Below are 23,527 nucleotides of genomic sequence, written 5' to 3' on the forward strand. Positions count from 1 at the left end.
TGATGCAGACCGCGTACGCGCAGTCGGCACACCGTTACCCCTTGTCCCAAATTCGGTCGTAGTGCCCTGCGACGAGCGGCCAGACAGAATCGATCCCGTCGTCCACGGACTCGATTGCGAGCCCAAGGTCGTCCGGCACGACAAAGTCGTGCGGGATGACCCGGCCGGACGCATCCCGTCTCCCTTGCGGGTCCGGAAAGCACAGGGCTACGGCGTCGGCCACCCGATCACACGCGGTGGACTCGTCCTGATCAACTCGCTCGAATGCTCGCTCGTATACGGGCAACGAGTCGGGCAGGCCGCCGTCCAAGACGAAGCGGAAACCCCACGACTTGCCCCTGGTCAACCAGATCAGCCCGTCCGCGCCGGGAGAAACGGCCGTCACTTCCGGCTCTTCAACAGCAGTCGCTCCTCAACCCCACGCTCCAAGTCGAGCTTGAACTGCGTGAGTGTCGCAGCGAGTACGTCACGGTTGGCCCGGGCCTGCTCGTTCGCGTCCTTGAGCGCGTCGCCGGCGAGCCGTGCTGCAGCGACGAGAGCCGGTGATGCGGCTGTTGAGAGCTTGCCCACTCTGGGCACCTTCTTAACAACCTTGGTCAGGAAGCCTCCGGCAACGAGTCGCCGCAAAGCGCGATTCGAGGCCCGCAGCACGGGCGAACTTGTCGAGCGCGGCGACAGCCGCGTCACACGGACTCGCACGCAACTTCATACTGCAATGCTGCTCGGGTGGTACCCGCCTGCGACCAACGCTGTGGAGAAGGCAACCGTCCACCGAAGGTTGAATTCGACGCCGAAGCGCAGCTGGTTCACGAGGCCGATCTGCCCCTCATTCGCGACGAAGTCAGCACTCGATGACGTTGACCGCAAGACCGCCGCGGGCGGTCTCCTTGTACTTGATCGACATGTCGCGCCCGGTGTCGCGCATGGTCTTGATCGCCTTGTCGAGGCTCACGTGGTGGGTGCCGGTTCCGTTGAGCGACAAGCGAGCTGCGTTGATCGCCTTGACCGACGCGATCGCGTTGCGCTCGATGCACGGGATCTGCACGAGCCCGCCGACGGGGTCACAGGTCAGACCCAGATTGTGTTCGATACCGATCTCAGCGGCGTTCTCGGCCTGCTCAGGCGTGCCGCCCAGCACCTCACACAACGCACCGGACGCCATCGCACAGGCGGAGCCCACCTCGCCCTGGCAGCCGACCTCCGCACCCGAGATTGATGCGTTCTCCTTGAACAGGATGCCGATCGCCGCGGCGGTCAGCAGGAAGCGCACGACGCCGTCGTCGTCCGCGCCGCCGACGAAGTCGCGGTAGTAGTGCAACACCGCGGGAATGATGCCGGCGGCGCCGTTGGTCGGGGCGGTCACGACGCGTCCGCCGGATGCGTTCTCCTCGTTGACCGACAGCGCATAGAGGTTGACCCAGTCCATGACGTGCAGCGGGTCCATCCGCGCACCGTCGGCGGTGAGGTCGCGGTACAGGCCGGGTGCACGACGCGGCACCTTCAGACCTCCGGGCAGCACGCCCTCGCGGCCGTACCCGTTCATGACGCACTGCTGCATCACCGCCCAGATTCGAAGCAGTCCGTCCCGGATCTCTTGCTCGCTGCGCCAGACCTGCTCGTTGCGCATCATCACCTCGCTGATCGACAGGCTCTCGCGCTCGCAAATCTCGAGCAGTTGCTCGCCGGTGGTGAAGTACAGCGGAAGCGGGGTGTCGTCCTGCACGACGCGGTCGGCGCCGGTGGCGTGTTCGTCGACGATGAAGCCGCCGCCGACCGAGTAGTAGACGCGGCTGGCGATGACCTCACCGTCGGAGTCGAACGCGTCGAACTGCATGCCGTTCGGGTGCGTCGGCAGCGACTTACGACGGTGCAGGACGAGGTCCTTGTCCGCGTCGAACGCGACCACGTGGGTGCCGCCGAGGCGGACCAGCCGGCGCACCTTCATGTTCTGGACGCGTGCATCGGCGCTGTCGACGTCGACCGTCTCGGGGTCCTCCCCCTCCAGACCGAGCAGCACGGCCTTGCCGGAACCGTGGCCGTGGCCGGTGGCACCGAGCGAACCGAACAACTGGGCGTGCACCCGGACGACATCGTCCGGCCGGCCGTCCTGCTCCAGTGCGTCGACGAACATCTTCGCCGCGCGCATGGGACCGACCGTATGAGAGGACGACGGACCGATGCCGATGGAATACAGGTCGAAAGCGCTGAGCGCCATGGGTGTCGGCTCCTCGAGGTAACGGGATTGTCCGCAGACCTGATGGTTGATGAGGCCTGCGTCACGCCATCCTAGGCGCCGGTTCGACAACCGGGCCGGGCGCACGCCTTACGGTTGGGCCATGGATTCCCGTACCCGCGAGTTTGACATCGTCCTGTTCGGCGCCACCGGTTTCGTCGGTGAGCTCACCGCCGCCCACCTGGCCAAGCACGCCCCGGAAGGCACCCGCATCGGCCTCGCCGGCCGCAGCGAAACCAAGCTCGCCGACAGTCGCGGCGACCTGCCCGCAGCAGCTCGCGAGTGGCCGTTGCTCACCGCCGACTCCTCCGACCCGGCGTCGCTGAAGGCGATGGTGGAGCGGACGAAGGTCGTCATCACGACCGTGGGACCGTACGCCTCCTACGGCCTGCCGCTGGTCGAGGCCTGCGCCGATGCCGGCACCGACTACGTGGACCTGACCGGCGAGGTGCTCTTCCACCGCGACGCGATCGACGCCTTCGACGAGCGCGCCAATGCCTCCGGAGCGCGCATCGTCCCCTCCTGCGGATATGACTCGGTGCCCTCCGACATCGGTGTATTCGTACTGGCGAACGCCGTGCGTGAAGCCGGCGACGGCGAACTCGGTGACACCACCACGTACGCGTCGATGAAGGGTGGCGTCAGCGGTGGCACCGTTGCCTCGATGATGGGTCAGGTCGACGCGATCAAGGGTGACAAGGAACGCCGCAAGGTGGTCACCGACAAGTTCGGCCTCTCCCCCGACCGCTCGGCCGAGCCGTCCGGCGAGTGGAAGGACTCCGCGGCAGTGCGCGAGGACGCCGAGATCGGCGCGTGGACCGCCCCCTTCGTCATGGCCACCTACAACACCCGCATCGTGCGCCGCAGCAACGCCCTGTCCGGATATGCGTACGGACGCACATTCCGCTACCGCGAGGTCATGAAGACCGGCAAGGGCGTCGGTGGACGGCTCACAGGGTATGGCGTCGCAGCCGGCCTCGGCGGTGCAGTCGCGGCGATGAACGTCGGCGTGCTTCGGCCGGTGGTCAAGAAGGTTGTGCCGGCGCCCGGCACCGGACCGAGCGAGAAGGCCCGCAACGAGGGCTTCTTCAAGATGGATATCCGCACCACGACGACCACCGGTAAGAAGTGGCACTCGATCGTCGCCGCGCAGGGTGACCCCGGGTACGCGGCGACGTGCGTGATGCTCGGCGAGGCCGGCCTCGCCTTGGCACTGCAGCGCGACGAACTCCCACTCCCGGATGGACGCCAGGGTGGATTGCTCACTCCCGCAACGGCATTGGGCATGCCCTACATCGAGCGGCTGCGCGCGCAGGGGTTCACCATCGAGGCCGAGCCCATGGTGTGAACGAGGCACTCACCCGACTGGTCAACCTGCTGCGAACGCAAGAGGCCGAGCGACTGCGCGGACGCAAGCTCGTGGTGTTCGCGCCGGTGCTGGCATCCGCGACCCCGCGGGTCGAGCACTACCGCACCCTCGGGGTGACCGAACAGCTGATCGTCACCTTCGGTGACGGCACCGGCCCCCTCCCCAGCGGCGACGACCTCACCGTCGTCCGCGCGACCTACGAAGCGCCTGTTCAGTCGGTGATGGATGAGTTGGCAGGGTGGCGACACGTGCTCAACAACCCGCCCGCTCACGTGCTCGCTGCGGTCGACAGCTTCGACCCGGAGGGCACCGCGCTCGTGCTCAACGCGACTCCGACGGCGAGTGACGCGAAGGTCTTCGGACGCGACGTCATCGGCGGCAGATCACTGGCCGACGAGTCGCTCGAGGACAAGACGTTGTGCGGCGCGATCTTCGAGGCCGCCGGTCTTCGGACACCTCCCGAGCAGGTGGTCCCCGCGGACTCGAAATCGCTGCGCGACAGCGTTCTTCGCCTGGACCGCGGCGCCGGCGTGGTGATTTCGGCGGACGCGTCGCAGGGCATGAACGGCGGCGCCGCCAAGGTGTGGTGGGTGCGTCCTGGGACCGACCCGTCAACCGTCTTCCGCGAGGTGGCCGCAGCTGGCGAGCGTGCGCGGGTGATGCCTTTCCTGGAGGGTCAGCCGTGCAGCATTCACGGCATCGTCACCGACCGGGGCGTGCTCGTGCTGCGGCCGGTCGAGCTGTGCATGTTGCGCCCAGCGGGCGGGCACCGATTCGTGCAAGCCGGCGTTTCCACGTGGTGGGATCCGATCTCGACGCAGCGCGACGAGATGCGCACCGCTGCACGACGCGTCGGTGAGGCGCTTGCTGGAGAACACCGCTACCGCGGCGCGTTCGGAATCGACGGCATCCTCACAGCCGACGGTTTCCGCCCGCATGAGCTCAACCCCCGCTTCTCCGGCGGCATCAACACCATCAACAAGGGCACGGCCGACGTGCCACTCAACCTCCTCGACCAGACCGTCCGCTCCGGCGCGAACCTCGACGTTGACCTTGAGGCCGTCGAGACCGAGCTGCTCGACGCAGCCGACGCGAACCGCGCCGGCTCCGCCTATCTGGCGACGGACGCGGTGACGCCACAGGCGACGACCGCGATGTTCGTGTGCGGCACCCCCGATGATCTACGCCCCTGCGACGACGACGCCACCGCTGTCGGCACCGTCGAACTCGGACCCGCAGCGATGGGCGCGTTGGTGCGGTTCACTCCCATCGACTTCGCGCACGGCGAGCGGATGACACCGTGGGCCGCAGCCGCACTCGACCTCGCAGATCGGTTGTGGCACACCGGATTCGGCCCGATGGAGCAACCGCGCGAGGTTCGCTAACTCACAATTGCGTTGCCGTTCGGCGCCCGCACCGCGGAATGCACGGGCCCGCAGTGCACGGGTGATCTTCGCCGACCCCGAGGGCAACGAGAGGATCGCTGCGACCCGACCGTCCGGGCGGTGACCCGCGTCTTCACCCGAGGTACGGCTCGCTCCGCGACCATAACCCTGCGAAGTGCCTTAACCCTGCGAAGTGCCTTGTCGCCCGAGGGTTTCCGCGAGGGCGTCGAGCACGGAAGGGTCCTCGATGGTCGAGGGCACCTGCGCGTCCTGGCCGTCGGCCATCTGGCGCATCGTCTTGCGAAGGATCTTGCCCGACCGGGTCTTGGGCAGTGCGGCGACGACGTCGACCTGCTGCAGGGTGGCGATGGCGCCGACCTCCTCGCGCACCCGCTGTCCGAGCTCGGTGCGCAACTGTGTGAGCCCGGCATCGTCGAGGTTGGCCCACTTGTCGCCGGCCTTCAACACGACCAGCGCACGCGGCACCTGACCCTTCAACGGATCGGCAACACCGATCACCGCACACTCCGCGACCGCAGGGTGGCCGGCCAGCGCCGCTTCGATGCCGCCGGTGGAGAGCCGGTGCCCGGCGACGTTGAGCACGTCGTCGGTGCGGCCGAGCACGAACAGGTAGCCGTCGTCGTCGATGTAGCCGCCGTCGCCGGTGAGGTAGTAGCCCGGGTAGGCCGACAGGTACGACGACTCGTACCGGGCGTCGTCCTGCCAGAGTGTCGGGAGTGTGCCGGGCGGGAGCGGCAGCTTGATGCAGACCGCGCCCTCGGTGCCCGGCGGCACCTGTTCACCCATCGAGTCGAGGATCTGCACGTCGTAGCCGGGGGTCGGCACCGCCGCTGATCCCGGCTTGATCGGCAACTGCTCGAGCCCGATCTGGTTGGACGCGATCGGCCAGCCGGTCTCGGTCTGCCACCAGTTGTCGACCACAGGCACCCTGAGCTTGTCGGTGGCCCACTGCCAGGTGTCGGGGTCGAGACGCTCGCCGGCCATGAAGAGGGTGCGGAACGACGACAGGTCGTGGCCGGCTATCAACGCCGCATCCGGGTCTTCCTTCTTGATCGCCCGGAAGGCGGTCGGCGCGGTGAACAACGCCTTCACGCTGTATTCGGCGATGACCCGCCAGAAGGTCGAGGCGTCGGGTGTACCAACGGGTTTGCCCTCGAACACGATCGTCGTGCAGCCGGCGATGAGGGGTCCGTAGACGATGTAGGAGTGGCCGACGACCCACCCCACGTCGGACGCGGTGAACCATACGTCACCCGGTTCCATGCCGTAGACGTTCGTCATCGACCACTGCAGCGCAACCTGGTATCCACCGTGATCGCGCACGATGCCCTTCGGCTTGCCGGTCGTGCCGGAGGTGTACAGCACGTAGAGGGGGTCGGTTGCCGCGACCGTCTCACAGCCCGCCGGCTCGACGGCGCCCGGTTTCATCGCCGTCGCCCAATCGATGTCGCGCTCCCCCGTCTCGGCCTGGAGTTGCGGACGCTGCACCAGCAGTACGCGATCGGGCTTGTGCTCGGCGCGCTCGATCGCCTCATCGACCATCGGCTTGTACGGGATGACGCGGGTCCGCTCCACACCGCACGACGCGGTGACGACGACCTTGGGCCGCGCGTCGTCGATGCGGGCGGCGAGCTCGGCCGGCGCAAAACCGCCGAACACGACCGAGTGCACCGCACCGATCCGGGCGCACGCCAGCATCGTGATCACCGCTTCGGGAATCATCGGCAGGTACACGACGACACGATCGCCCTTGCCCACACCGAGCGCCTTCAGCACCCCGGCCGCCCGCCCGACCAGATCGAGCAGCTCGGCGTAGCTGTAGCTGCACCGGCCCTCGGTGACCGGGCTGTCGTAGATCAACGCCGTCTGGTCGGCCCGGCCCTCGATCACGTGGCGATCGAGCGCGTTGTAACAGATGTTGGTCTGGGCGCCGGGGTACCACCGGTAGAACGGAGGGTTCGTGTCGTCGAGCGCCTGGGTCGGCTTCTTGAACCAGTGCACTGCCGATGCCGCGTCCAGCCAGAAGCCCTCGGGGTCGGCCATGCTGCGCTGATACTCGTCGCTGTAAGCACCCATGGCGCGAGTGTGTCATCGGCCACACTCTGGCCGCTGCGACTCGCGCCGGACGGCCCGAATCGGTCGCTCAGCGGCGGTCACCACCATCGGTGGAAGTGGTGCACCGGCCCGTGACCGGCGCCGATCTCGAGCGAGTCGGCCGCGCGCAGCGCGTCGGTCAGCCAGCCCTTTGCGTCGGTCACGGTGGTGTGCCAGTCGGGCCGCTGCGGACGCAGGGCGACCAGCGCGGACGACAAGCTGCAGCCCGTGCCGTGCGTGTTGGTCGTGGGGATGCGCGGGGCTGCGAACCGTTCGAAGCCGAGTGCGTCGACCCATAGGTCGACCGCGTCGCCGTCGAGGTGGCCACCCGTGATGAGCACCGCGGGCACACCGAGGTCGAGCAGGCCCATGGCTTGATCGCGCATCCCCCGCTCGTCGGTCGCAACAGGGGTGGCGGTCAATGCGGCGGCCTCCGACAGGTTCGGTGTCACAACGCTGACAACGGGCAGCAGGTCACGCAGCACAGACGTCACCGACGCGTCGCCGAGGCGGTCTCCGGAGGTTGCGACCAGCACCGGATCGAGCACGATCGGCACCCCGCGATCACGCATGTGCAGGAGCGTCGGGCGGATCACCTCAGCGACCCCCGCTGAGCCCAGAACACCGATCTTCACACCGTCAACACGCACGTCACTTGTCACCGAATCGAGCTGTGCCGCAACGAATTCCGAATTGATTGGTAACACCTTCTGCACACCGATCGTGTTCTGCGCAGTCAGTGCTGTGAGAACGCTCATGCCGTACGCACCGAGTGCGCCGAAGGTCTTCAGATCTGCCTGGATTCCCGCACCTCCACTCGGGTCACTGCCGGCGATCGAGACGACGGCTGGTGGACGGACCATGTGCGACACCGTAAGTGACATGGGTTACGGTGGCGACACCCACACGGGAGCCCTCGGCAGAGGGCTGAGATCGAGCTGACGCCGCTCGGACCGTCCGAACCTGCCCGGGTCATTCCGGCGAAGGAAGTGAGGAGATCTCGATGTCCGAGATTCATCCCAAGCACCGCCTCCACCACCTCGTCGACGGCGACATCTGCGTGCCCGTCACCGCGATCAGCCTCGACGAATCCCCCGACGGCACAACGAATCCCGATGTGTATGTCTACCGCACCGCGGGCCCCGGCAGCGATCCTGCCGTCGGCCTACCCGCCACTCGTTCCGGCTGGATCACAAGCCGCGACGATGTCGAGACCTACGAGGGTCGCGAACGCACCCTGCAGGACGACGGACGCTCCGCCGTCCGTCGCGGCCAAGCTTCCGACGAATGGCGCGGTGAGCGACGAAATCCGTTGCGCGCCAAGCCTGGTCGCACCGTCACCCAGATGCACTACGCGCGTCAGGGCAAAGTGACGGCCGAGATGCGCTACGTCGCGCTGCGCGAGAACGTCGACGTCTCAGTCGTTCGCGAGGAGTTGGCGGCGGGTCGCGCGATCATCCCGTCCAACATCAATCATTCGGAGTCGGAGCCGATGATCATCGGCCGCCGGTTCCTCACCAAGGTGAACGCGAACATCGGCAACTCCGCGGTCACCTCCTCCATCGAGGAAGAGGTCTCCAAGCTCAGCTGGGCGACGCGCTGGGGCGCCGACACGGTCATGGACCTGTCGACCGGCGACGACATCCACACCACCCGCGAGTGGATCGTCCGCAACTCCCCCGTGCCGATCGGCACGGTGCCGATCTACCAGGCCCTGGAGAAGGTCGACGGACGCGCCGACGCCCTCACTTGGGAAATCTTCCGCGACACCGTGATCGAGCAAGCCGAACAGGGGGTCGACTACATGACGATCCACGCCGGGGTGCTCCTGCGGTACGTCCCGCTCACCGCCGAACGCGTCACCGGCATCGTGAGTCGAGGTGGATCGATCATGGCCGGCTGGTGCCTGGCACACCACGAGGAGTCGTTCCTCTACACCCACTTCGACGAGCTGTGCGAGATCTTCGCCCAGTACGACATCGCATTCAGCCTCGGCGACGGACTGCGTCCTGGATCGGTGGCCGACGCGAACGACGAGGCCCAGTTCTCCGAACTGCGGACCCTGGCCGAACTCACCGAGCGCGCCTGGGAGTACGACGTGCAGGTGATGGTCGAGGGCCCGGGACACGTGCCCCTGCACCTCGTGCCGGAAAACGTCGAACTGCAACAGGACTGGTGCCGCGGAGCGCCGTTCTACACGCTCGGTCCGCTGGTCACCGACATCGCGCCGGGATACGACCACATCACCTCCGCGATCGGTGCCGCAGTCATCGCCCAGCACGGCACGGCGATGCTGTGCTATGTCACCCCCAAGGAGCACCTGGGCTTGCCCAACCGAGATGACGTGAAGACCGGGGTCATCACCTACAAGATCGCGGCGCACGCGGCCGATGTCGCCAAGGGACACCCCGGAGCGCGCGTGCGCGACGACGCCTTGTCGAAGGCACGCTTCGAGTTCCGCTGGCACGACCAGTTCGCGCTCTCGCTCGACCCCGACACAGCGATCGCCTTCCATGACGAGACGCTGCCGGCCGAAGGCGCCAAGACGGCGCACTTCTGTTCGATGTGCGGACCGAAGTTCTGCTCGATGCGGATCAGCCAGGACATCCGGGATCAACACAAGTCGGCAATGGCTGGGATGCGGGACAAGTCGCGCGAGTTCATCGAGCTCGGCGCCAGCGTCTACGTCGACGCGGCCCAGTGAGCGCAGCGGCCACCGACCGCGAACACACCGACACCCTCTCCCCGCAGGGCCGCGCCGCCCTGCGGGGCGGAGTGGCCGGCAATTTCGTGGATCAGGTCCACATCTTCCTGCCCCTCGTCGCGCTGGCCCCTGCCCTTCCGGCCATCACCGGCCCGCACGGTGGCGCTGCCGGCGCGACGATCGTCGTGATGGCGATGCTGCTGGGACGACCCGTGGGTGGCGTCGTCTTCGGCCGGCTCAGCGACCGGTTCGGACGTACCCGAACCGCGACCGTGGCGATCGGTGGAACCGCCACGTGCACCCTCGGTATCGCGGTGACCCCCACCCATGAGGTCATCGGCGCGGCGGCGATCTGGTGGATCCTGGCGATGCGCTTCCTGGGTGGCGTGTTCATCGCCGGTGAGTACTCGGCCGCCATCCCGCTGGCGATGGAATGGTCGCGTCCGCGCCTGCGCGGTCTCTACTCAGGGCTGATCATGTCGATGGCACCGTGGGCGCAGGCGACGATCGCCTTCACCACCTGGGCGCTGCTGTCGCTGCTTGATCCCGGCGCCTACGAAACCTGGGGTTGGCGGGTACCCTTCGTCGCCGGCGGCGTTGCCTCGCTGACTCTGCTGCACTTCTACCGACGCCAGGTCGCCGACCGCGCAACAGCGGCCGCTAGCTCACGAATCGGGTTGCGGGACTTGTTCCTCGGACAGCACCGCCGCTCGTTCTGGCAACTGTTCGGGCTGATGACCGGCCTGTGGATCATGACCAACCTGGTCGTGATCGCGTTGCCGGACGAGCTGCGTCGCAGCGTCGGCCTGGACACCACGACCGCGGCCTGGACAATGGGCGCGGCCGCCGTCGCGCAGGCGATGGTCATGGCGTGCACCGGTCACCTGTCGACCCTGGTGGGCCGGAGACGGTTCTTCGTCCTGTGGGGTCTGCTGGCGGCGGTGAGTGGACCGCTGGTCTGGCTCGAGCTGGTCGGCACCTCCCAGATCGGGCGCGCGATGGCCCTCGCCTGTCTGTTGCAGGTCATCACGGTCTGCGGCTACGGACCCGTCGGCGCCTATCTCGCCGAAGGTTTTCCGGCAGCCATCAGGTCGACCGGTTACGGCACGGCCTACAGCCTGTCGATCATCGTCCCCGCGCTGCATCCCTTCTGGTTGCCGCAACTGCAGCACGCGATCGGTCATCGGACGGCTGTCGTGGCTCTGCTGGTGCTCGCCGGTCTGCTCGTGGCTTCCTGCGGGCACCTGGGGCCGCGCGACGACGTCCGACAACTCGACCTTCACCCTGCTGCGAAGGGGACCGCCCATGCACACTCCTGATGTTGCATCGCTCCTGGACGCAATGAGAGTGAAGGCCCCGTTGGTCCACTGCCTCACCGGAGCCGTATCCGCGCCGTTCGTCGCCGATGGTTTGCTCGCCGCCGGTGCCCGTCCACTGATGACCGCCACGATCGGCGAGGCACCCACCCTCGTCCGGGGCGCGGACGCGCTGTTGGTGAACCTCGCTGCTCTGGGCGAGGAGACCGCGGCAGCGATCCTGCCGACGGTCGCAGCTGCCCGTGACGGCGGCCGTCCATGGGTACTCGACCCTGCGGTCGTCGGACCGACTCCGGTGCGAACTCCCCTGGCGCGCAACCTTGTTCGCCACCATCCGGGAGCGATCCGGGGCAACGCGTCCGAAATCCGTGCGTTGGCCGGGGCGGACGGTGGCGCTCGTGGCGCCGACACCACGTGCTCCTCCCGGGCCGTCATCGACGATGCGGCCCGATTGGCACACGACGCAAGGTGTGTCGTGGTCGTGTCCGGCGAGTTGGACGTCATCACCGACGGGCAACGGGTCATCGGATCGACCGGCGGCGACGCACGCCTCACCCAGGTGACCGGAACCGGTTGCCTGCTGAGCGCGCTGGTCACGGCGTTCATCACGGTGGCGACCCCCCTCGATGCGGCCCTCACCGCTGTCGCCCTGATGAGCTCCGCCGCCGAGGACGCCGCCCGCAAGAGCGCCGGCCCCGGCAGCTTCAAGGTGGAGCTGCTGGACGCTCTCGACCGGATCGGACCAGCTCATCTGGAGGTGAGCACCCGATGGTGCAGCGGCTGAGCACGTCCCTGGATCTGCGGTGCTACCTGGTGACGTCGGGCACCTCGCGTCGCACGGTCGAGATCGCTGCGGACGCCGCAGCAGCAGGAGTAGGCGTCGTGCAGGTGCGGGCAAAACAGGCCACGACCAGGCAACTGCTCGACCTCAGCATCGCGGTGGCCGACGCCGTGCACGCAGTTGCGCCGGCGACGAGGGTTCTGGTGGACGACCGCACGGATGTGGCGCACGCCGCCCGCCTGCACGGCGCGCCGGTGCACGGGGTGCACCTCGGTACGGACGATCTGCCCGCCGACGCGGCCCGGGCCATGCTCGGCAACGAGGCCGTCATCGGACTGACGACCGGCACCGTCGAACTCGCCCGGTGGGCGCAACAGCAGCAGGAGTGGATCGACTACATCGGTGCCGGACCCTTCCGGCGGACCCCGACCAAGGACTCCGGTCGTGACCCGCTGGGCGTCGAGGGCTATCCGCCGATCGTGGCGGCGACCTCGCTGCCGGTCGTTGCGATCGGCGACATCACACCGGCCGATGTGCCGGCCCTCATGGGCGCTGGAGTTGCCGGCGTGGCGCTGGTGCGCTCGATCATGGACGCGGACGACCCGGCTGCCGTGGTGCGCGACGTGCTCAGCGGCTGCCCCACTCCCAGGCGGGTGTACTGAGCAGGCCGAACCCGCGCACCAACGTTTCACCGAAGTCCTTGTAGAGCTCGATGAGCAGGCGTTCCTCGACCGGTTCGTCCGGCTCGAACGGCGTCGGATCGAGTTCCTTGAGGAGCAGGTCGCTGTGGGTGACGACGATGACCTGAGTGTGCCGGCTCGTGGCTCGGATCAACCGTCCCAGGGCTGGGATCAGCGAGGGATGCAGAGAGGTTTCGGGCTCGTTGAGCACCATGAGCGAAGGCCGATCGACGCTCGTGAGCGCGGCCGCCCAGAGCAGAAATCGCACGGTGCCGTCGGACAGTTCGCCGGCCCGCATCGGACGCAGCATCCCGGGTTGCTGCAGCGCCAACTGGAAGAGTCCGTCGTTGACCTCGACGTCGATGGTGCTGTCGTCGAAGGCGTCAGCGATGGCTCGAGGCAGGTCCTCGAATCCCGCCTCGAGCGTCGTTGCCACGGTTGCCGCGAGGTCGTGGCCGTCGCCCGCCAGCACCCGGGTGCGCGTGCCGACCTGCGGTGCTCGGGCCGGGGCGTCGGCGTCCGAGCGGAAGCCGTCGTAGAAGCGCCAGGTGCGCAGTTGGGCGCGCAGCGCGGCGAGCTCGAAATGCTGACGTGGATCGGCGAACTCGGTCAGCATCGAGCGGTAGGTCGGCAGTTCACCGACCTCGGCCCACACCCGTCCGTCGCGCTGCTCGACCGTGTGCCAGCGGCGCCGGACGACCGTCGTCGCCGGACGCATGACCGGCCCGGAGAACACGGCCTCGCGCTTGATCTCCGGGTCGCGATCGAAGAATGATCCTGACTGTTGCGGAATGCCGAGATCGACGAGGTAACCGTAATTGTCTGTGGCGCAACCGAGTTGCAGACTGACTCGCTTGCCGTTGCGCATCAGACCCTCGACCGGTGCACCCCGGCGCGCGGCGGTGAGGGTGGCCGGGCCGGCCCACAGCGCCGACTGCAGACCCCCTTCCCGGGCAAGTGAGCCCACCACATCACCCGTACCGCAGTCGGCCAGCAGACGCAGGGCGCGATACAGCGAACTCTTACCGGAGCCGTTACCGCCGGTGACGACGGTCAGCCGCGACAGCGGTAGGGCGATGTCACGCAGCGAGCGATAGCCGGCGACCGCGACGGTGGAGATCATGTCGGCAGGCTATTGGCCGATACCGACATTCTGGCTCAGCCCTGGGGCAGCCGCCCCAGAATCCCAGCGTGCCGTGCGTGGAACAACCTCCGAGCGGGGCTCGATCACGCAGGATGGACGACGTGAACCCGCACGAAGTCGAAACGCTCCCCGCGCTCGACAGGCTGCTCGAGCAACCTGCCGGACACTTCCACCACGCCCGCTTGCAAGGTCTCGACCTGACCACGCGCGAGTCAGATCTGCTGCGCCGCAACGACTTCGAGGGCGTCGTCGTACTCGGTGGGGTGATCGGTCCAAAACTGGAAGAGCATCTGCGCAGGCACGGCGCTGTCATCTTTCACGACGATCCGTCGCTGCCGGTCTCGTCCTTCCGGCCTGCGCTGTACGACTACACCGAGTTGTACGAGGGCCTGCTTGCCCGCGGTTACGAGAACACACCGGATGCTCGCGCCTACCACTGGAGCCGCGACGCCCGCTCCGCTCACGACGCGTACGCCACGCTGCAACGCGCCATGCACGACGACGGCATCACCGACGCGTTGCAGGAGTGGGTGCACGGACGTCACGTGGTCGGCGTGATGGGTGGGCACGCGCTGCGCCGTGGGACTCCTGAGTTCGAGGATGCCGCGCGACTCGGGGCTCGACTCGCGGACGCCGGGGTCACGGTGGTGACCGGCGGCGGACCCGGAGCCATGGAGGCCGCGAATCTCGGTGCGCTGCTTGGTGATTCGAAAGAACTGCAACAAGCACTGATCGACCTCGCCGACGAACCGGACTTCGCACAAAGTATCGACGGGTGGGCGTCGACAGCGTGGAAGGTGCGCGAGCGTCACGTGCCGACCGACACCCACCGCTCGCTCGGCGTCCCGACGTGGTTCTACGGGCACGAGCCGCCGAACCTGTTCGGCTCGGCGATCGCGAAGTACTTCAGCAACGCGTTGCGCGAGGACATCCTCCTCGCGATCTGCAACGCCGGCATCGTCGTGCTCGCGGGAGCAGCGGGCACCGTTCAGGAGATCTTCCAGGTGACGACGCGGCTCTACTACGGCACCGAGCCCGGCCCGCCCCTCGTCCTGGTCGGCCGCGAGCAGTGGACCCGCACCATCCCGGTCTGGCCCGCCCTGCAGGCACTGGGCGCGAAGTCGCCCCTGGGCGACTCACTCCACCTCGTCGACACCATCGACGAAGCGCAGGCGATCCTGCTGGATCAGGCCAGGAGTCCCCGGACGTAGGCGGCCTGGCCCGCGTGCTGAGCAGCATCGTCGACGATGCTGACCAGGCGGGACGCACGGGTCACCGGCGGGTCCCAGGCTTCGTCGACGACGTCGTCCCAGCTCGACCCGTCCAGGTCACGCAGGTAAGCGCACGTCGTCTCGACGGCCGCATCCAGGTAGCCGGTCAGCAGTGCCGGGTCGTCGACCCGCACCTTCGCGGCGTCGGCCGCAGTGTGCCCGTACCCCATCGACTCGTCCGGCAGATCGAGACCGAACCGCTGCGCCCAACCGTCGCGGGTCCAGACCTGTTCGGCGCCGGCGAGGTCGGCGATCTGAACATCCTGCTGACGGGCCAGGTGCCAGATCAGCCAGGTGATCGAGTTCGCTTCGTCCGTGGGACGACGGTTGAGCGACGCGACGTCGAGTTCGTCCACGAGACCGTGTGCGACCTCCTGGCTGCGTCCGATGCCGTCGATGAGCAGATCCTGGGGCAACATGACGCCCACGCTACCGGCGTCCGTGCCCGTCCGTGCCCGTCCGTACGGCTCAGGCGGTCGAGGCCGCCAGCTGTCCGCAGGCTCCGTCGATGTCGGAGCCGCGGGTGTCGCGCACCGTGGTCGGGATACCGTGCGCACGCAGTCGCTCGACGAACTGCTGCTCGACCCCCTTGCGGGATGCCGTCCACTTCGAACCGGGCGTGGGGTTGAGCGGGATGGGGTTGACGTGCACCCAACCCTTGCCGCGGGCGTTCAGCTTTTCTCCCAGCAGGTCGGCCCGCCAGGCGTGATCATTGATGTCCTTGATCAGCGCGTACTCGATCGAGACCCGCCGACCGGTGGTCTGGTAGTAGCGGTACGCGGCGTCGAGCGCCTCGTCCACCGACCAGCGCGTGTTGATCGGGACGAGTTCGTTGCGCAGTTCGTCGTCCGGGGCATGCAGACTCAGCGCCAGGGTGACCGGGATGCCTTCGGCCGCCAGTTTGTCGATGGCGGGCACCAGGCCGACCGTCGACATCGTCAGGCCGCGCGCACTCATGCCGAGTCCGGACGGCGGCGCCTCGGTGAGGCGGCGGATCGCGTTCACCGCCTGCCGGTAGTTGGCCAGCGCCTCCCCCATACCCATGAAGACGACGTTGGAAACGCGCAACGGCGCTTCGCGGTCCTCGCTGTTGCCGCCGGCAAGCTGTCCGCTGCGCAGGTAGCGCGCACCGGCGACGACCTGCTCCACGATCTCGGCGGTGGTGAGGTTGCGGGTGAGCCCCTCCTGGCCGGTGGCGCAGAACGGGCAGTTCATGCCACAGCCGGCCTGGCTGGAGATGCACATCGTGACGCGACCCGGGTAGCGCATGATGACCGACTCGACGAGTGCTCCGTCGAAGAGCCGGAAGACCTGCTTGATCGTGCGGCCGTTGTCCGCTTCGAGCGAACGCACAGGCGTGAGCAGCTGCGGGAGCATCGCCGACACGAGCTCATCGCGCCCGCCCTTGGGCAGGTCGGTCATCTGCTCCGAGTCGGTGACCAGGTGCTCGAAGTAGTGCGTCGACAGCTGCTTGGCACGAAAACCCTTGTGCCCCAATGCTTCGACCGCTTGTTTGCGGCCGGCCTCGTCGAGATCGGCCAGGTGCACCGGCGGCTTGCCGCGCCGGGGGGCGGTGAAGGTGAGTTGCCCCGGTACCGGCTTGCGGGTCGAGGGGGTGGGCAGATCAGTTGACATATTTCAGTTCACCGCTACGAAGGGAGTGAGGATGGCCCAGGTGACGGGTGCTGCGATCACCAGGGAGTCGAGACGGTCCATCAGACCGCCGTGACCGGGGATGAGATTGCTCATGTCCTTGATGCCGAGGTCTCGCTTGATCATCGACTCGCACAGGTCGCCTATGGTGGCGGCGACCACCAGGCAACAACCCATCAGCGCGCCGATCCACCAACGTCCATCGAGCAGGAAGTGGACGGCGAGCGAACCGGCCAGGACGCAGGACGCGAACGATCCTGCGAACCCTTCCCAGGACTTCTTGGGAGACACCGTCGGTGCCATCGGGTGCTTGCCGAACACCACCCCGACCGCGTACCCACCGATGTCGGAACAGACGGTGGTCAGGATGAACACGACGATGCGTTGCGGTCCGTCGGCCGGGTGGACGAGCAGGATCGCGAACGAGACGAGGGTCGGTACGTACAAGGTGGTGAAGATGCCGCCCGCGACATCGGCGGCGCTGTCACGTACCCGCCCGATCGAGCGCCAGACCAGAATCCCGACGAAGGTCAGCGCCACTGCGGCTGCGAGAGCCTGCGGACCGAACGCGTACGCGACCGGCGGGATGATCGCCGCGCCGGCAAGCGTCGGGACCGCCGGCGGGTGGATGTTGCCGTGCGCCATTGCGCGCAGCAGTTCCCAGGTGCCGACGACCGCTGCGGCGGTCGCCAGAACGACGAAGGCTTCCTTGCGAACGAACAACGACACCAGGACGAGCGCCGCCAGGCCGAGCCCCACACCGATCGCGGCGTAGAGATTGCGTCCGGCCTTCGGGGTCGGGTTGTGAGCCACCGTGGCGCCCCGGCCGGCACGCGCCGAGCGACGGGTGACCGACGTCGCCGCAGCCTGGTCGGGCTGCGGCAGACGCTGCGGTGCGGTGTCGTTCATGAGCGGACGCGGAGGTCGATCAGACCTCCAGCAGTTCGGCTTCCTTGCGCTTCAGCAGATCGTCGATGACGTCGACGTGCTTCTTGGTCAGTGCTTCGAGGTCCTTCTCGCCGCGGCTGCCCTCGTCCTCACCGATGTCGCCGTCCTTGACCAGACGATCCATCTCTTCCTTGGCTTTGCGGCGGACGCTGCGCACCGAGACGCGGGCGTGCTCGGCCTTGTCGCGCGCGATCTTGATGTAATCGCGGCGGCGTTCCTCGGTCAGCTGCGGCAGGACGATGCGGATGACGTTTCCGTCATTGCTGGGGTTGACGCCAAGGTCGGACTCGCGCAGCGCCTTCTCGATCGCGGCCATCGAGCCCTTGTCGAACGGCTGGACGAGGATGGTGCGGGCCTCGGGTGTCTGGAACGACGCCAGCTGCTGCAGCGGGGTCGGCGCGCCGTAGTAGTCGACGGTGAGCTTGTTGAACATCGCGGCGTTCGCCCGGCCGGTGCGGATGGCGGAAAAGTCCTCCTTGGCCACCTCGACGGCCTTGTCCATCTTCTCCTCGGCCTCGAACAGGCTCTCTTCGATACTGCCGTCCATCGCGCGCGTGCTCCTTCGTACGGAAAGTCGTTCTGACAATGCTCAGATGTGGTCCGGTCAGGCCGGAACCACCAACGTCCCGATCCTCTCACCTTGCAGGGCTCGGGTGATGTTGCCCTCGCCCTCCATCCCGAAGACGACCATCGGCAACTTGTTCTCGGCACCGAGCGCGAACGCGGTCTGGTCGATGACCCGCAACTCGCGCTCCATCGCCTCCTGGTAGGTGACCTCGTCGATGAGGGTGGCGCTCGGGTCCTTCTTCGGGTCGGCGGTCATGACGCCCTCGACCCCGTTCTTGGCGATCAGGACGGCGTCGCAGCGGCTCTCCAGGGCGCGCTGGACCGCGACCGTGTCGGTCGAGAAGAACGGCATGCCCATTCCGGCGCCGAAGATGACCAGGCGGCCCTTCTCCATGTGGCGGATCGCGCGACGCGGGATGTACGACTCGGCGACCTGACCCATGGTGATGGCGGTCTGGACGCGGGTCTCGATGCCTTCCTTCTCCAGGAAGTCCTGCAGGGCAAGGCAATTCATCACGATGCCGAGCATGCCCATGTAGTCGGCACGTACCCGGTCCATGCCGCGCTGCTGCAGTTCGGCGCCACGGAAGAAGTTGCCTCCTCCGATGACGACGGCGATCTGGACGCCGGCGCGGTTGGCCTGCGCCATCTGAGCGGCAATGCCCTTGACGACGTCCGGGTCGAGGCCGATGCTCCCGCCTCCGAATACTTCACCGGAGAGCTTCAACAGCACTCGGTTGTAGGTCCGGCTGATGGCGGGTTCGGTCATGCGTGCCTCCGAGTTCGTGACTGGGCGTCGGTGAGTTCCCCCGGAGGAGATCCTGCGACCGTCCCTGACGATGCGGTCGACAAATACTTCCACATTCGCAGCGCTGCTCCGTCCACGGTTGCCTTACGGGCGGACGGCTGGCACTCTGTACCAGCCGTCCCTTAGTCACAAGAGCCACTTTGGTCAACGACTGTCACGGCGTGTCGCACGATTCACATCCAGGATCCCGTCCCCCGAAGCCACCGGAGCCCCCGCCGATGACTGTCCTCTTCCCTCGCCGCGCCAGCTTGTCAACATTCCTGGCCGCCGCCCTCCTGCTCCCCTTCGCCGCATCCGCAGCTGCCACGGACGACAAGGTCGGCGCCTACTCGCCGACGACCGGCCTGCGGAGCCCCGGAATCTCCAAGGCTGCCTGCAGCACCTACCCGTCGGGTCGTGACATCAACGTGACTCGCAAGATGTACGAGATCGGGCAGAACCGGAAGATCTCCGCGAAGGTGATGCTCGCGATGTTCGAGGCGGGCTGGGTCGAGTCCTGGCTCAACAACCTCAACTGCGGTGACCGCGATTCCATCGGCATCTTCCAGATGCGTCCGAGCATGGGGTGGGGCACCTACGAGCAACTGCGCGACGTCACGTACCAGGTGAACAAGTTCATCAATGTCGCGCTCCCCCTCGAGAGTCGGTACTCCACCGCGGGTCAACTGGCGCAAGCCGTCGAACGTTCCGGGTATCCCTACCGGTACGACCAGGCGCAGGCCACCGCGCAGAAGTACATCAACGAGGCAGCACGCCCGTACGGCACCATCCTGACGTTGTGGACCAAGCTCGGTGGGGTCAATGGGTCCCTCGGCGGTCCCCTGGCCGCAGAGACCGATTACGCATCCGGTGTTCGGTACGTGCCGTTCTCCAACGGGATCGCCGTGAAGTACAGCCGCGGCACGTTCGCCGTCTGGGGTGACAACTACCGCTACTGGGCTGCCGGGGGCGGCTTGGCAACCTACGGCCTGCCCACAATGTTGCCGAAGCGGGCCGCGGTGTCCCCCACGGGAACCAGTGGCTTGACTCAGGGCTTCCAGCGGGGATGGATCTACTGGTCGTCCAAGACCAGGTCCCACGCCGTGATGCCGGCGATGCAGTCGACGTTCGTGAAGTACGGGGCCGAGGCCGCCGTCGGGTTCCCCGTCGGTGCGACAGTGACGAACTCCACGGGCACCACCCAGACCTTCGAGAAGGCCATCCTGAAGATCAGCCCGACCCGCGTCACCACCAAGGTCGCCCGCTGACCTTCGCCACGGTTCCGCACGAACAGCGGTGGCGGGTCCGACCGCGGACGGCGTCAGTAGCCGCTGACCGTCCGTAACGCCGCGATCAGAGCTGCCGCGCACCGGTCGTAATCGAGCTCGTCCACGTGCAACCCGCCGCCGAGGCGGATGTAGCCGCGGCCGGCGAAGTACACCGGCGGGCACTCCACACCCGAATCGCTCATCGCTCGGTACACCGCGGCGGCGTCCTCGGCGTCGCCGATCAAGCCGTCCGGCAACGGCACCAGCCGCATCGTGGGTGCGGTCCGTGCCGGCCACCCGTGGTCGTAGGCGGGCATGTCACCCGGGAATGCCATCGCAAGTTGCCGATGAACGATCTCCGAACCTGTTCGGAGCAGATCGGTGGACCGTGCGGCGATCTCGAACCCGCCGTGTTCCCGCCAGAACGCCAACCCGTCGAGGATCGCGAGCATCGGCGTGAAGTCGACCGTGCCCGGGAAGTCGTGCGACGCGGGAAATCCGCGTGCGCTGGTCCATGAGGTGACCGCGGGACGGATGGCGTCGCGATACTCGGGGGCCACCCACAGCGCACCGGTACCCCGCGGCGTGTAGCACCACTTATGCAGGTTCGTCGCCCAGAACGCTGCTCCCAGGCCGGCCACGTCGACGTCGAGCGTGCCCGCCGCGTGGGCGGCATCGACGTACATCGGAACGGGCGCGACGGCGTCCACCACGGCCTTCACCGGGAGCATCAGGGCCGTGGGTGAGGTGATCTGGTCGATGACCACCAGCTTGGTGCGTTCGGTGACCTGAGCCCGGAAGGCCTCGACGATCTCGTCGTCCGTCGCATCGATGGCGAAGCCGGCGATCCGCTCGTGGGCGCCGCGCACCGCAGCAGCGGTCGCCACCGTCGGGTACCCGTGGTCGGAGACGACGACCTCGTCCCCTTCCCCCAGGCCGATCGCATCGAGGATCACCCCGACGCCCTCGGACACGTTGCGCACCAGCGCGGTCGAGCCGTCACCGACACCGAGAAAACGTTCCACCTCTGCGCGCACCCGCGCGAGTTCGTCGTGGCACTCCTGCCGGAAGAACCGCACCGGGTTCGCCTCGACCCGGTCGCTCCATCGTCGCTGCGCTTCCCGCACCGAGCGGGGAACCATCCCGAACGCCCCCGAATTCATTTGCAGCACAGTCGGATCGGCGTCGAACATGTCCATCACGTCATCGCGCATGCGGATCATTCTGGTGCATTGCATGACGAAGGGGCCGGACACCACATGCGGTGCCCGGCCCCTTCGGGGTGAAGCTGTGCGATCAGACGCCGACCTTGAAGCGAGCGAAACCGGTGATCTGCAGACCGGCCTCCTCCGCGACCTTTGCGACGGTCTTCTTGGCGTCCTTGGCGAACGCCTGCTCCAGCAGGACGTTCTCTTTGAAGAAGCCGTTGACGCGACCCTCGATGATCTTCGGCAGCGCGGCTTCCGGCTTGCCCTCTTCGCGGGCGGTCGCCTCGGCGACACGACGCTCGTTGGCGACGGTGTCGGCGTCGACGTCCTCACGGGACAGGACGGTCGGGCTGAACGCTGCGATGTGCATCGCGATGTCGCGAGCGGTCTGTGCGTCGTCACCCTTGACCGCCAGGACGACACCGATCTGCGCGGGCAGGTCGGGGCTCGTCTTGTGCAGGTAGGAGACGACGGTGTCGCCCTCCACGCTCGCGGCGCGCTTGATCTCGATCTTCTCGCCGATGGTGGCGTTCGCCTCGTCGAGGATCGACTGCACGGTCTGACCGTCGAGTTCGCTGCTGAGCAGCTCCTCGGCGTTCTTGGCGTTGACGGCGACAGCCTGCTTCAGCACGCGGTCGGCGAGGGCACCGAACTTCTCGCCCTTGGCGACGAAGTCGGTCTCGCACAGCACCTCGACGAGGTTGCCGACCGATCCTTCGGCGGAGGCGGCGACGAGGCCGTTCTCCGTCGTGCGGCCCTCACGCTTGGTGACACCCTTCAGGCCCTTGACCCGAAGGATTTCGGTGGCCTTGGCCTGGTCGCCGTCGGCCTCGTCGAGTGCCTTCTTGACGTCGAGCATGCCGGCGCCGGTCGACTCACGCAGCGCCTTGATGTCAGCCGCGGTGTAGTTCGCCATGTGTTTGTTCGCTCCTTCGCGAATTGAAGTTGAACGAGGTTGTGTCAGGCCTGGGCGTCGGTGGACGCGGGTGCCTCGACCTCGACCGCACCGGCAGCGTCGGCCGGAGCGGCAGCTGCCTCGGTGGCCTCCGCGAGCGCCTTGGCCTCGTCCTTGTCCGTGGTGTCGGCGGCAGCGGTAGCGTCCGCAGCGTCGTTCACCGAGGTCGGGCCGGTCTCGACGTCCGTCTTCGCGGCGGCGTCGTCGGAGGCGAGCAGCTCGCGCTCCCACTCGGCCATCGGCTCGGACGCAGCACCCTCGGTCGCGCCGCTCTGGCCCGAACGTGAAATGAGTCCCTCGGCGACGGCGTCGGCGACCACGCGGGTCAGCAGGGTGACCGCGCGGATGGCGTCGTCGTTACCCGGGATCTTGTAGTCGACCTCGTCCGGGTCGCAGTTGGTGTCGAGGATCGCGATGACCGGGATGTTCAGCTTGCGCGCCTCGGTGACCGCTAGGTGCTCCTTCTTGGTGTCGACGACCCAGACGGCCGAGGGCACCTTGTTCATGTCGCGGATACCGCCGAGGGTGCGCTCCAGCTTGTCCTTCTCGCGCTTGAGGACCAGGAGTTCCTTCTTGGTGCGTCCCGAACCGGCGACGTCGTCGAAGTCGATCTCCTCGAGCTCCTTGAGGCGAGCAAGGCGCTTGTGCACGGTGTTGAAGTTGGTGAGCATTCCACCGAGCCAGCGGTAGTTCACGTACGGCATGCCGACGCGGGTCGCCTGCTCGGCGATCGACTCCTGCGCCTGCTTCTTGGTGCCGACGAACAGGATCGTGCCACCGTGGGCGACGGTCTGCTTGATGAACTCGAACGCGTCGTTCAGGTAGGTGAGCGACTGCTGCAGGTCGATGATGTAGATGCCATTGCGCTCGGTCATGATGAAGCGCTTCATCTTCGGGTTCCAGCGGCGGGTCTGGTGTCCGAAGTGGACGCCGCTCTCGAGGAGCTGGCGCATGGTGACGACGGCCATGCCGAAGTCCTTTCGTCGAGGTTTCCAGTTGTTCTTCACCACGGACGGGTGCCTGCGGTGAACCTGGTGCTCGGACGCCTCCCACCCGCCGCCGAAGCGACGGGACCGAACGGATGCGCCCGGCCGGAGCCGGATCGAGCACGCGAATTCGACCCGACAGTTCGGGCCGTACTTC

The 23,527-nt window shown here is 67.3% G+C and carries 22 protein-coding genes and 1 riboswitch; of the genes, 8 read left to right on the forward strand and 14 right to left on the reverse strand.

The window, feature by feature from the left end:
- Window positions 1-34: 34 nt before the first annotated feature.
- The 3 genes from ACYU8W_RS00430 to ACYU8W_RS00440 form a co-directional block, all read right to left on the reverse strand.
- Window positions 35-385: a hypothetical protein gene (locus ACYU8W_RS00430; RefSeq protein ID WP_499465729.1), complete on the reverse strand. Its 351-nt coding sequence runs from the start codon at window positions 383-385 to the stop codon at window positions 35-37.
- Entirely contained in the window at window positions 382-570 is a 189-nt protein-coding gene (locus ACYU8W_RS00435) for a hypothetical protein (RefSeq protein ID WP_499465730.1), read from the reverse strand. The genes ACYU8W_RS00430 and ACYU8W_RS00435 overlap by 4 nt, the downstream gene beginning before the upstream one ends.
- A 271-nt stretch (window positions 571-841) precedes the next feature.
- Window positions 842-2,215: an L-serine ammonia-lyase gene (locus ACYU8W_RS00440; protein ID WP_499465732.1), complete on the reverse strand. Its 1,374-nt coding sequence runs from the start codon at window positions 2,213-2,215 to the stop codon at window positions 842-844.
- A gap of 121 nt (window positions 2,216-2,336) precedes the next feature.
- Between ACYU8W_RS00440 and ACYU8W_RS00445 the strand changes: the two genes are divergently transcribed.
- Window positions 2,337-3,581 (forward strand): saccharopine dehydrogenase family protein, encoded by a 1,245-nt coding sequence (locus ACYU8W_RS00445; protein ID WP_499465734.1) that lies wholly within the window; start codon window positions 2,337-2,339, stop codon window positions 3,579-3,581.
- Window positions 3,578-4,987, forward strand: coding sequence for a hypothetical protein (locus ACYU8W_RS00450; protein ID WP_499465736.1), 1,410 nt, complete (start codon window positions 3,578-3,580; stop codon window positions 4,985-4,987). Before ACYU8W_RS00445 ends, ACYU8W_RS00450 begins: the two co-directional genes overlap by 4 nt.
- A gap of 180 nt (window positions 4,988-5,167) precedes the next feature.
- Here the strand turns inward: ACYU8W_RS00450 and ACYU8W_RS00455 are convergent, their stop codons facing one another.
- Entirely contained in the window at window positions 5,168-7,084 is a 1,917-nt protein-coding gene (locus ACYU8W_RS00455; protein ID WP_499465737.1) for an acetate--CoA ligase, read from the reverse strand.
- A gap of 77 nt (window positions 7,085-7,161) precedes the next feature.
- Window positions 7,162-7,965: a bifunctional hydroxymethylpyrimidine kinase/phosphomethylpyrimidine kinase gene (gene thiD, locus ACYU8W_RS00460; RefSeq protein ID WP_499465739.1), complete on the reverse strand. Its 804-nt coding sequence runs from the start codon at window positions 7,963-7,965 to the stop codon at window positions 7,162-7,164.
- 33 nt (window positions 7,966-7,998) lie between these two features.
- A riboswitch (TPP riboswitch) is annotated at window positions 7,999-8,108 on the forward strand.
- Between thiD and thiC the strand changes: the two genes are divergently transcribed.
- The 4 genes from thiC (at window position 8,106) to ACYU8W_RS00480 (ending at window position 12,565) form a co-directional block, all read left to right on the forward strand.
- On the forward strand, window positions 8,106-9,806 hold the full coding sequence (gene thiC, locus ACYU8W_RS00465; protein WP_499465741.1) for a phosphomethylpyrimidine synthase ThiC: 1,701 nt from the start codon (window positions 8,106-8,108) through the stop codon (window positions 9,804-9,806). Its footprint overlaps the riboswitch before it by 3 nt.
- A complete protein-coding gene (locus ACYU8W_RS00470; protein WP_499465743.1) occupies window positions 9,803-11,125 on the forward strand; it encodes an MFS transporter in 1,323 nt (440 codons plus the stop codon). The genes thiC and ACYU8W_RS00470 overlap by 4 nt, the downstream gene beginning before the upstream one ends.
- Before the next feature lie 22 nt (window positions 11,126-11,147).
- Window positions 11,148-11,906: a hydroxyethylthiazole kinase gene (gene thiM, locus ACYU8W_RS00475; RefSeq protein ID WP_499465745.1), complete on the forward strand. Its 759-nt coding sequence runs from the start codon at window positions 11,148-11,150 to the stop codon at window positions 11,904-11,906.
- Complete coding sequence (locus ACYU8W_RS00480) at window positions 11,891-12,565, forward strand: thiamine phosphate synthase (protein ID WP_499465747.1); 675 nt, start codon at window positions 11,891-11,893, stop codon at window positions 12,563-12,565. The genes thiM and ACYU8W_RS00480 overlap by 16 nt, the downstream gene beginning before the upstream one ends.
- On the opposite strand, the gene ACYU8W_RS00485 is transcribed toward ACYU8W_RS00480, so the two are convergent.
- The gene (locus ACYU8W_RS00485; protein WP_499465749.1) at window positions 12,531-13,706 is read right to left on the reverse strand and encodes an AAA family ATPase; all 1,176 of its coding nucleotides are present in this window, start codon (window positions 13,704-13,706) and stop codon (window positions 12,531-12,533) included. The genes ACYU8W_RS00480 and ACYU8W_RS00485 overlap by 35 nt on opposite strands.
- Window positions 13,707-13,819: 113 nt before the next feature.
- Here ACYU8W_RS00485 and ACYU8W_RS00490 point away from each other — a divergent pair, with 113 nt between their 5' ends.
- Window positions 13,820-14,938 (forward strand): LOG family protein, encoded by a 1,119-nt coding sequence (locus tag ACYU8W_RS00490; RefSeq protein ID WP_499465915.1) that lies wholly within the window; start codon window positions 13,820-13,822, stop codon window positions 14,936-14,938.
- On the opposite strand, the gene ACYU8W_RS00495 is transcribed toward ACYU8W_RS00490, so the two are convergent.
- From ACYU8W_RS00495 to pyrH, 5 genes are read right to left on the reverse strand one after another with little or no spacing between them, the layout of a single operon-like run.
- Window positions 14,914-15,417 carry a mycothiol transferase gene (locus ACYU8W_RS00495; RefSeq protein ID WP_499465751.1) on the reverse strand — a complete coding sequence of 168 codons (504 nt, stop codon included), beginning with the start codon at window positions 15,415-15,417 and terminating at the stop codon, window positions 14,914-14,916. The two genes, ACYU8W_RS00490 and ACYU8W_RS00495, sit on opposite strands and share 25 nt — an antisense overlap.
- Window positions 15,418-15,466: 49 nt before the next feature.
- Window positions 15,467-16,633, reverse strand: a complete 1,167-nt coding sequence (rlmN, locus tag ACYU8W_RS00500; RefSeq protein ID WP_499465753.1) for a dual-specificity RNA methyltransferase RlmN — start codon at window positions 16,631-16,633, stop codon at window positions 15,467-15,469.
- Between the two features lie 3 nt (window positions 16,634-16,636).
- Entirely contained in the window at window positions 16,637-17,560 is a 924-nt protein-coding gene (locus ACYU8W_RS00505) for a phosphatidate cytidylyltransferase (RefSeq protein ID WP_499465754.1), read from the reverse strand.
- Between the two features lie 19 nt (window positions 17,561-17,579).
- Entirely contained in the window at window positions 17,580-18,146 is a 567-nt protein-coding gene (gene frr, locus ACYU8W_RS00510; protein ID WP_129625542.1) for a ribosome recycling factor, read from the reverse strand.
- Window positions 18,147-18,203: 57 nt separating this feature from the next.
- On the reverse strand, window positions 18,204-18,935 hold the full coding sequence (gene pyrH / locus ACYU8W_RS00515) for a UMP kinase (protein WP_129625541.1): 732 nt from the start codon (window positions 18,933-18,935) through the stop codon (window positions 18,204-18,206).
- Between the two features lie 257 nt (window positions 18,936-19,192).
- On the opposite strand from pyrH, the gene ACYU8W_RS00520 reads away from it, so the two are divergent.
- A complete protein-coding gene (locus ACYU8W_RS00520; protein WP_499465756.1) occupies window positions 19,193-20,221 on the forward strand; it encodes an LGFP repeat-containing protein in 1,029 nt (342 codons plus the stop codon).
- Window positions 20,222-20,274: 53 nt separating this feature from the next.
- Here ACYU8W_RS00520 and ACYU8W_RS00525 read toward each other — a convergent pair whose 3' ends face one another.
- From ACYU8W_RS00525 to rpsB, 3 genes are all read right to left on the reverse strand, one after another.
- Window positions 20,275-21,435 carry an aminotransferase class V-fold PLP-dependent enzyme gene (locus tag ACYU8W_RS00525; protein ID WP_499465758.1) on the reverse strand — a complete coding sequence of 387 codons (1,161 nt, stop codon included), beginning with the start codon at window positions 21,433-21,435 and terminating at the stop codon, window positions 20,275-20,277.
- Between the two features lie 82 nt (window positions 21,436-21,517).
- Window positions 21,518-22,345, reverse strand: a complete 828-nt coding sequence (tsf, locus tag ACYU8W_RS00530) for a translation elongation factor Ts (protein ID WP_499465760.1) — start codon at window positions 22,343-22,345, stop codon at window positions 21,518-21,520.
- Between the two features lie 44 nt (window positions 22,346-22,389).
- A complete protein-coding gene (rpsB, locus tag ACYU8W_RS00535) occupies window positions 22,390-23,352 on the reverse strand; it encodes a 30S ribosomal protein S2 (RefSeq protein ID WP_499465762.1) in 963 nt (320 codons plus the stop codon).
- Window positions 23,353-23,527: the final 175 nt, after the last annotated feature.

Source organism: Yimella radicis, from assembly GCF_054778255.1.

What these genes read in the sequence shown, in the direction of transcription:
- frr (WP_129625542.1), bottom strand. Translation starts at nt 18,146, where the DNA reads ATGGACGGCAGTATCGAAGAGAGCCTGTTCGAGGCCGAGGAGAAGATG.
- rlmN (WP_499465753.1), bottom strand. Translation starts at nt 16,633, where the DNA reads ATGTCAACTGATCTGCCCACCCCCTCGACCCGCAAGCCGGTACCGGGG.
- ACYU8W_RS00440 (WP_499465732.1), bottom strand. Translation starts at nt 2,215, where the DNA reads ATGGCGCTCAGCGCTTTCGACCTGTATTCCATCGGCATCGGTCCGTCG.
- pyrH (WP_129625541.1), bottom strand. Translation starts at nt 18,935, where the DNA reads ATGACCGAACCCGCCATCAGCCGGACCTACAACCGAGTGCTGTTGAAG.
- ACYU8W_RS00495 (WP_499465751.1), bottom strand. Translation starts at nt 15,417, where the DNA reads ATGTTGCCCCAGGATCTGCTCATCGACGGCATCGGACGCAGCCAGGAG.
- thiD (WP_499465739.1), bottom strand. Translation starts at nt 7,965, where the DNA reads ATGGTCCGTCCACCAGCCGTCGTCTCGATCGCCGGCAGTGACCCGAGT.
- ACYU8W_RS00505 (WP_499465754.1), bottom strand. Translation starts at nt 17,560, where the DNA reads ATGAACGACACCGCACCGCAGCGTCTGCCGCAGCCCGACCAGGCTGCG.
- ACYU8W_RS00445 (WP_499465734.1), top strand. Translation starts at nt 2,337, where the DNA reads ATGGATTCCCGTACCCGCGAGTTTGACATCGTCCTGTTCGGCGCCACC.
- ACYU8W_RS00490 (WP_499465915.1), top strand. Translation starts at nt 13,820, where the DNA reads ATGGACGACGTGAACCCGCACGAAGTCGAAACGCTCCCCGCGCTCGAC.
- tsf (WP_499465760.1), bottom strand. Translation starts at nt 22,345, where the DNA reads ATGGCGAACTACACCGCGGCTGACATCAAGGCGCTGCGTGAGTCGACC.
- thiC (WP_499465741.1), top strand. Translation starts at nt 8,106, where the DNA reads ATGTCCGAGATTCATCCCAAGCACCGCCTCCACCACCTCGTCGACGGC.
- ACYU8W_RS00520 (WP_499465756.1), top strand. Translation starts at nt 19,193, where the DNA reads ATGACTGTCCTCTTCCCTCGCCGCGCCAGCTTGTCAACATTCCTGGCC.
- ACYU8W_RS00525 (WP_499465758.1), bottom strand. Translation starts at nt 21,435, where the DNA reads ATGCGCGATGACGTGATGGACATGTTCGACGCCGATCCGACTGTGCTG.
- ACYU8W_RS00480 (WP_499465747.1), top strand. Translation starts at nt 11,891, where the DNA reads ATGGTGCAGCGGCTGAGCACGTCCCTGGATCTGCGGTGCTACCTGGTG.
- rpsB (WP_499465762.1), bottom strand. Translation starts at nt 23,352, where the DNA reads ATGGCCGTCGTCACCATGCGCCAGCTCCTCGAGAGCGGCGTCCACTTC.
- thiM (WP_499465745.1), top strand. Translation starts at nt 11,148, where the DNA reads ATGAGAGTGAAGGCCCCGTTGGTCCACTGCCTCACCGGAGCCGTATCC.
- ACYU8W_RS00485 (WP_499465749.1), bottom strand. Translation starts at nt 13,706, where the DNA reads ATGATCTCCACCGTCGCGGTCGCCGGCTATCGCTCGCTGCGTGACATC.
- ACYU8W_RS00455 (WP_499465737.1), bottom strand. Translation starts at nt 7,084, where the DNA reads ATGGGTGCTTACAGCGACGAGTATCAGCGCAGCATGGCCGACCCCGAG.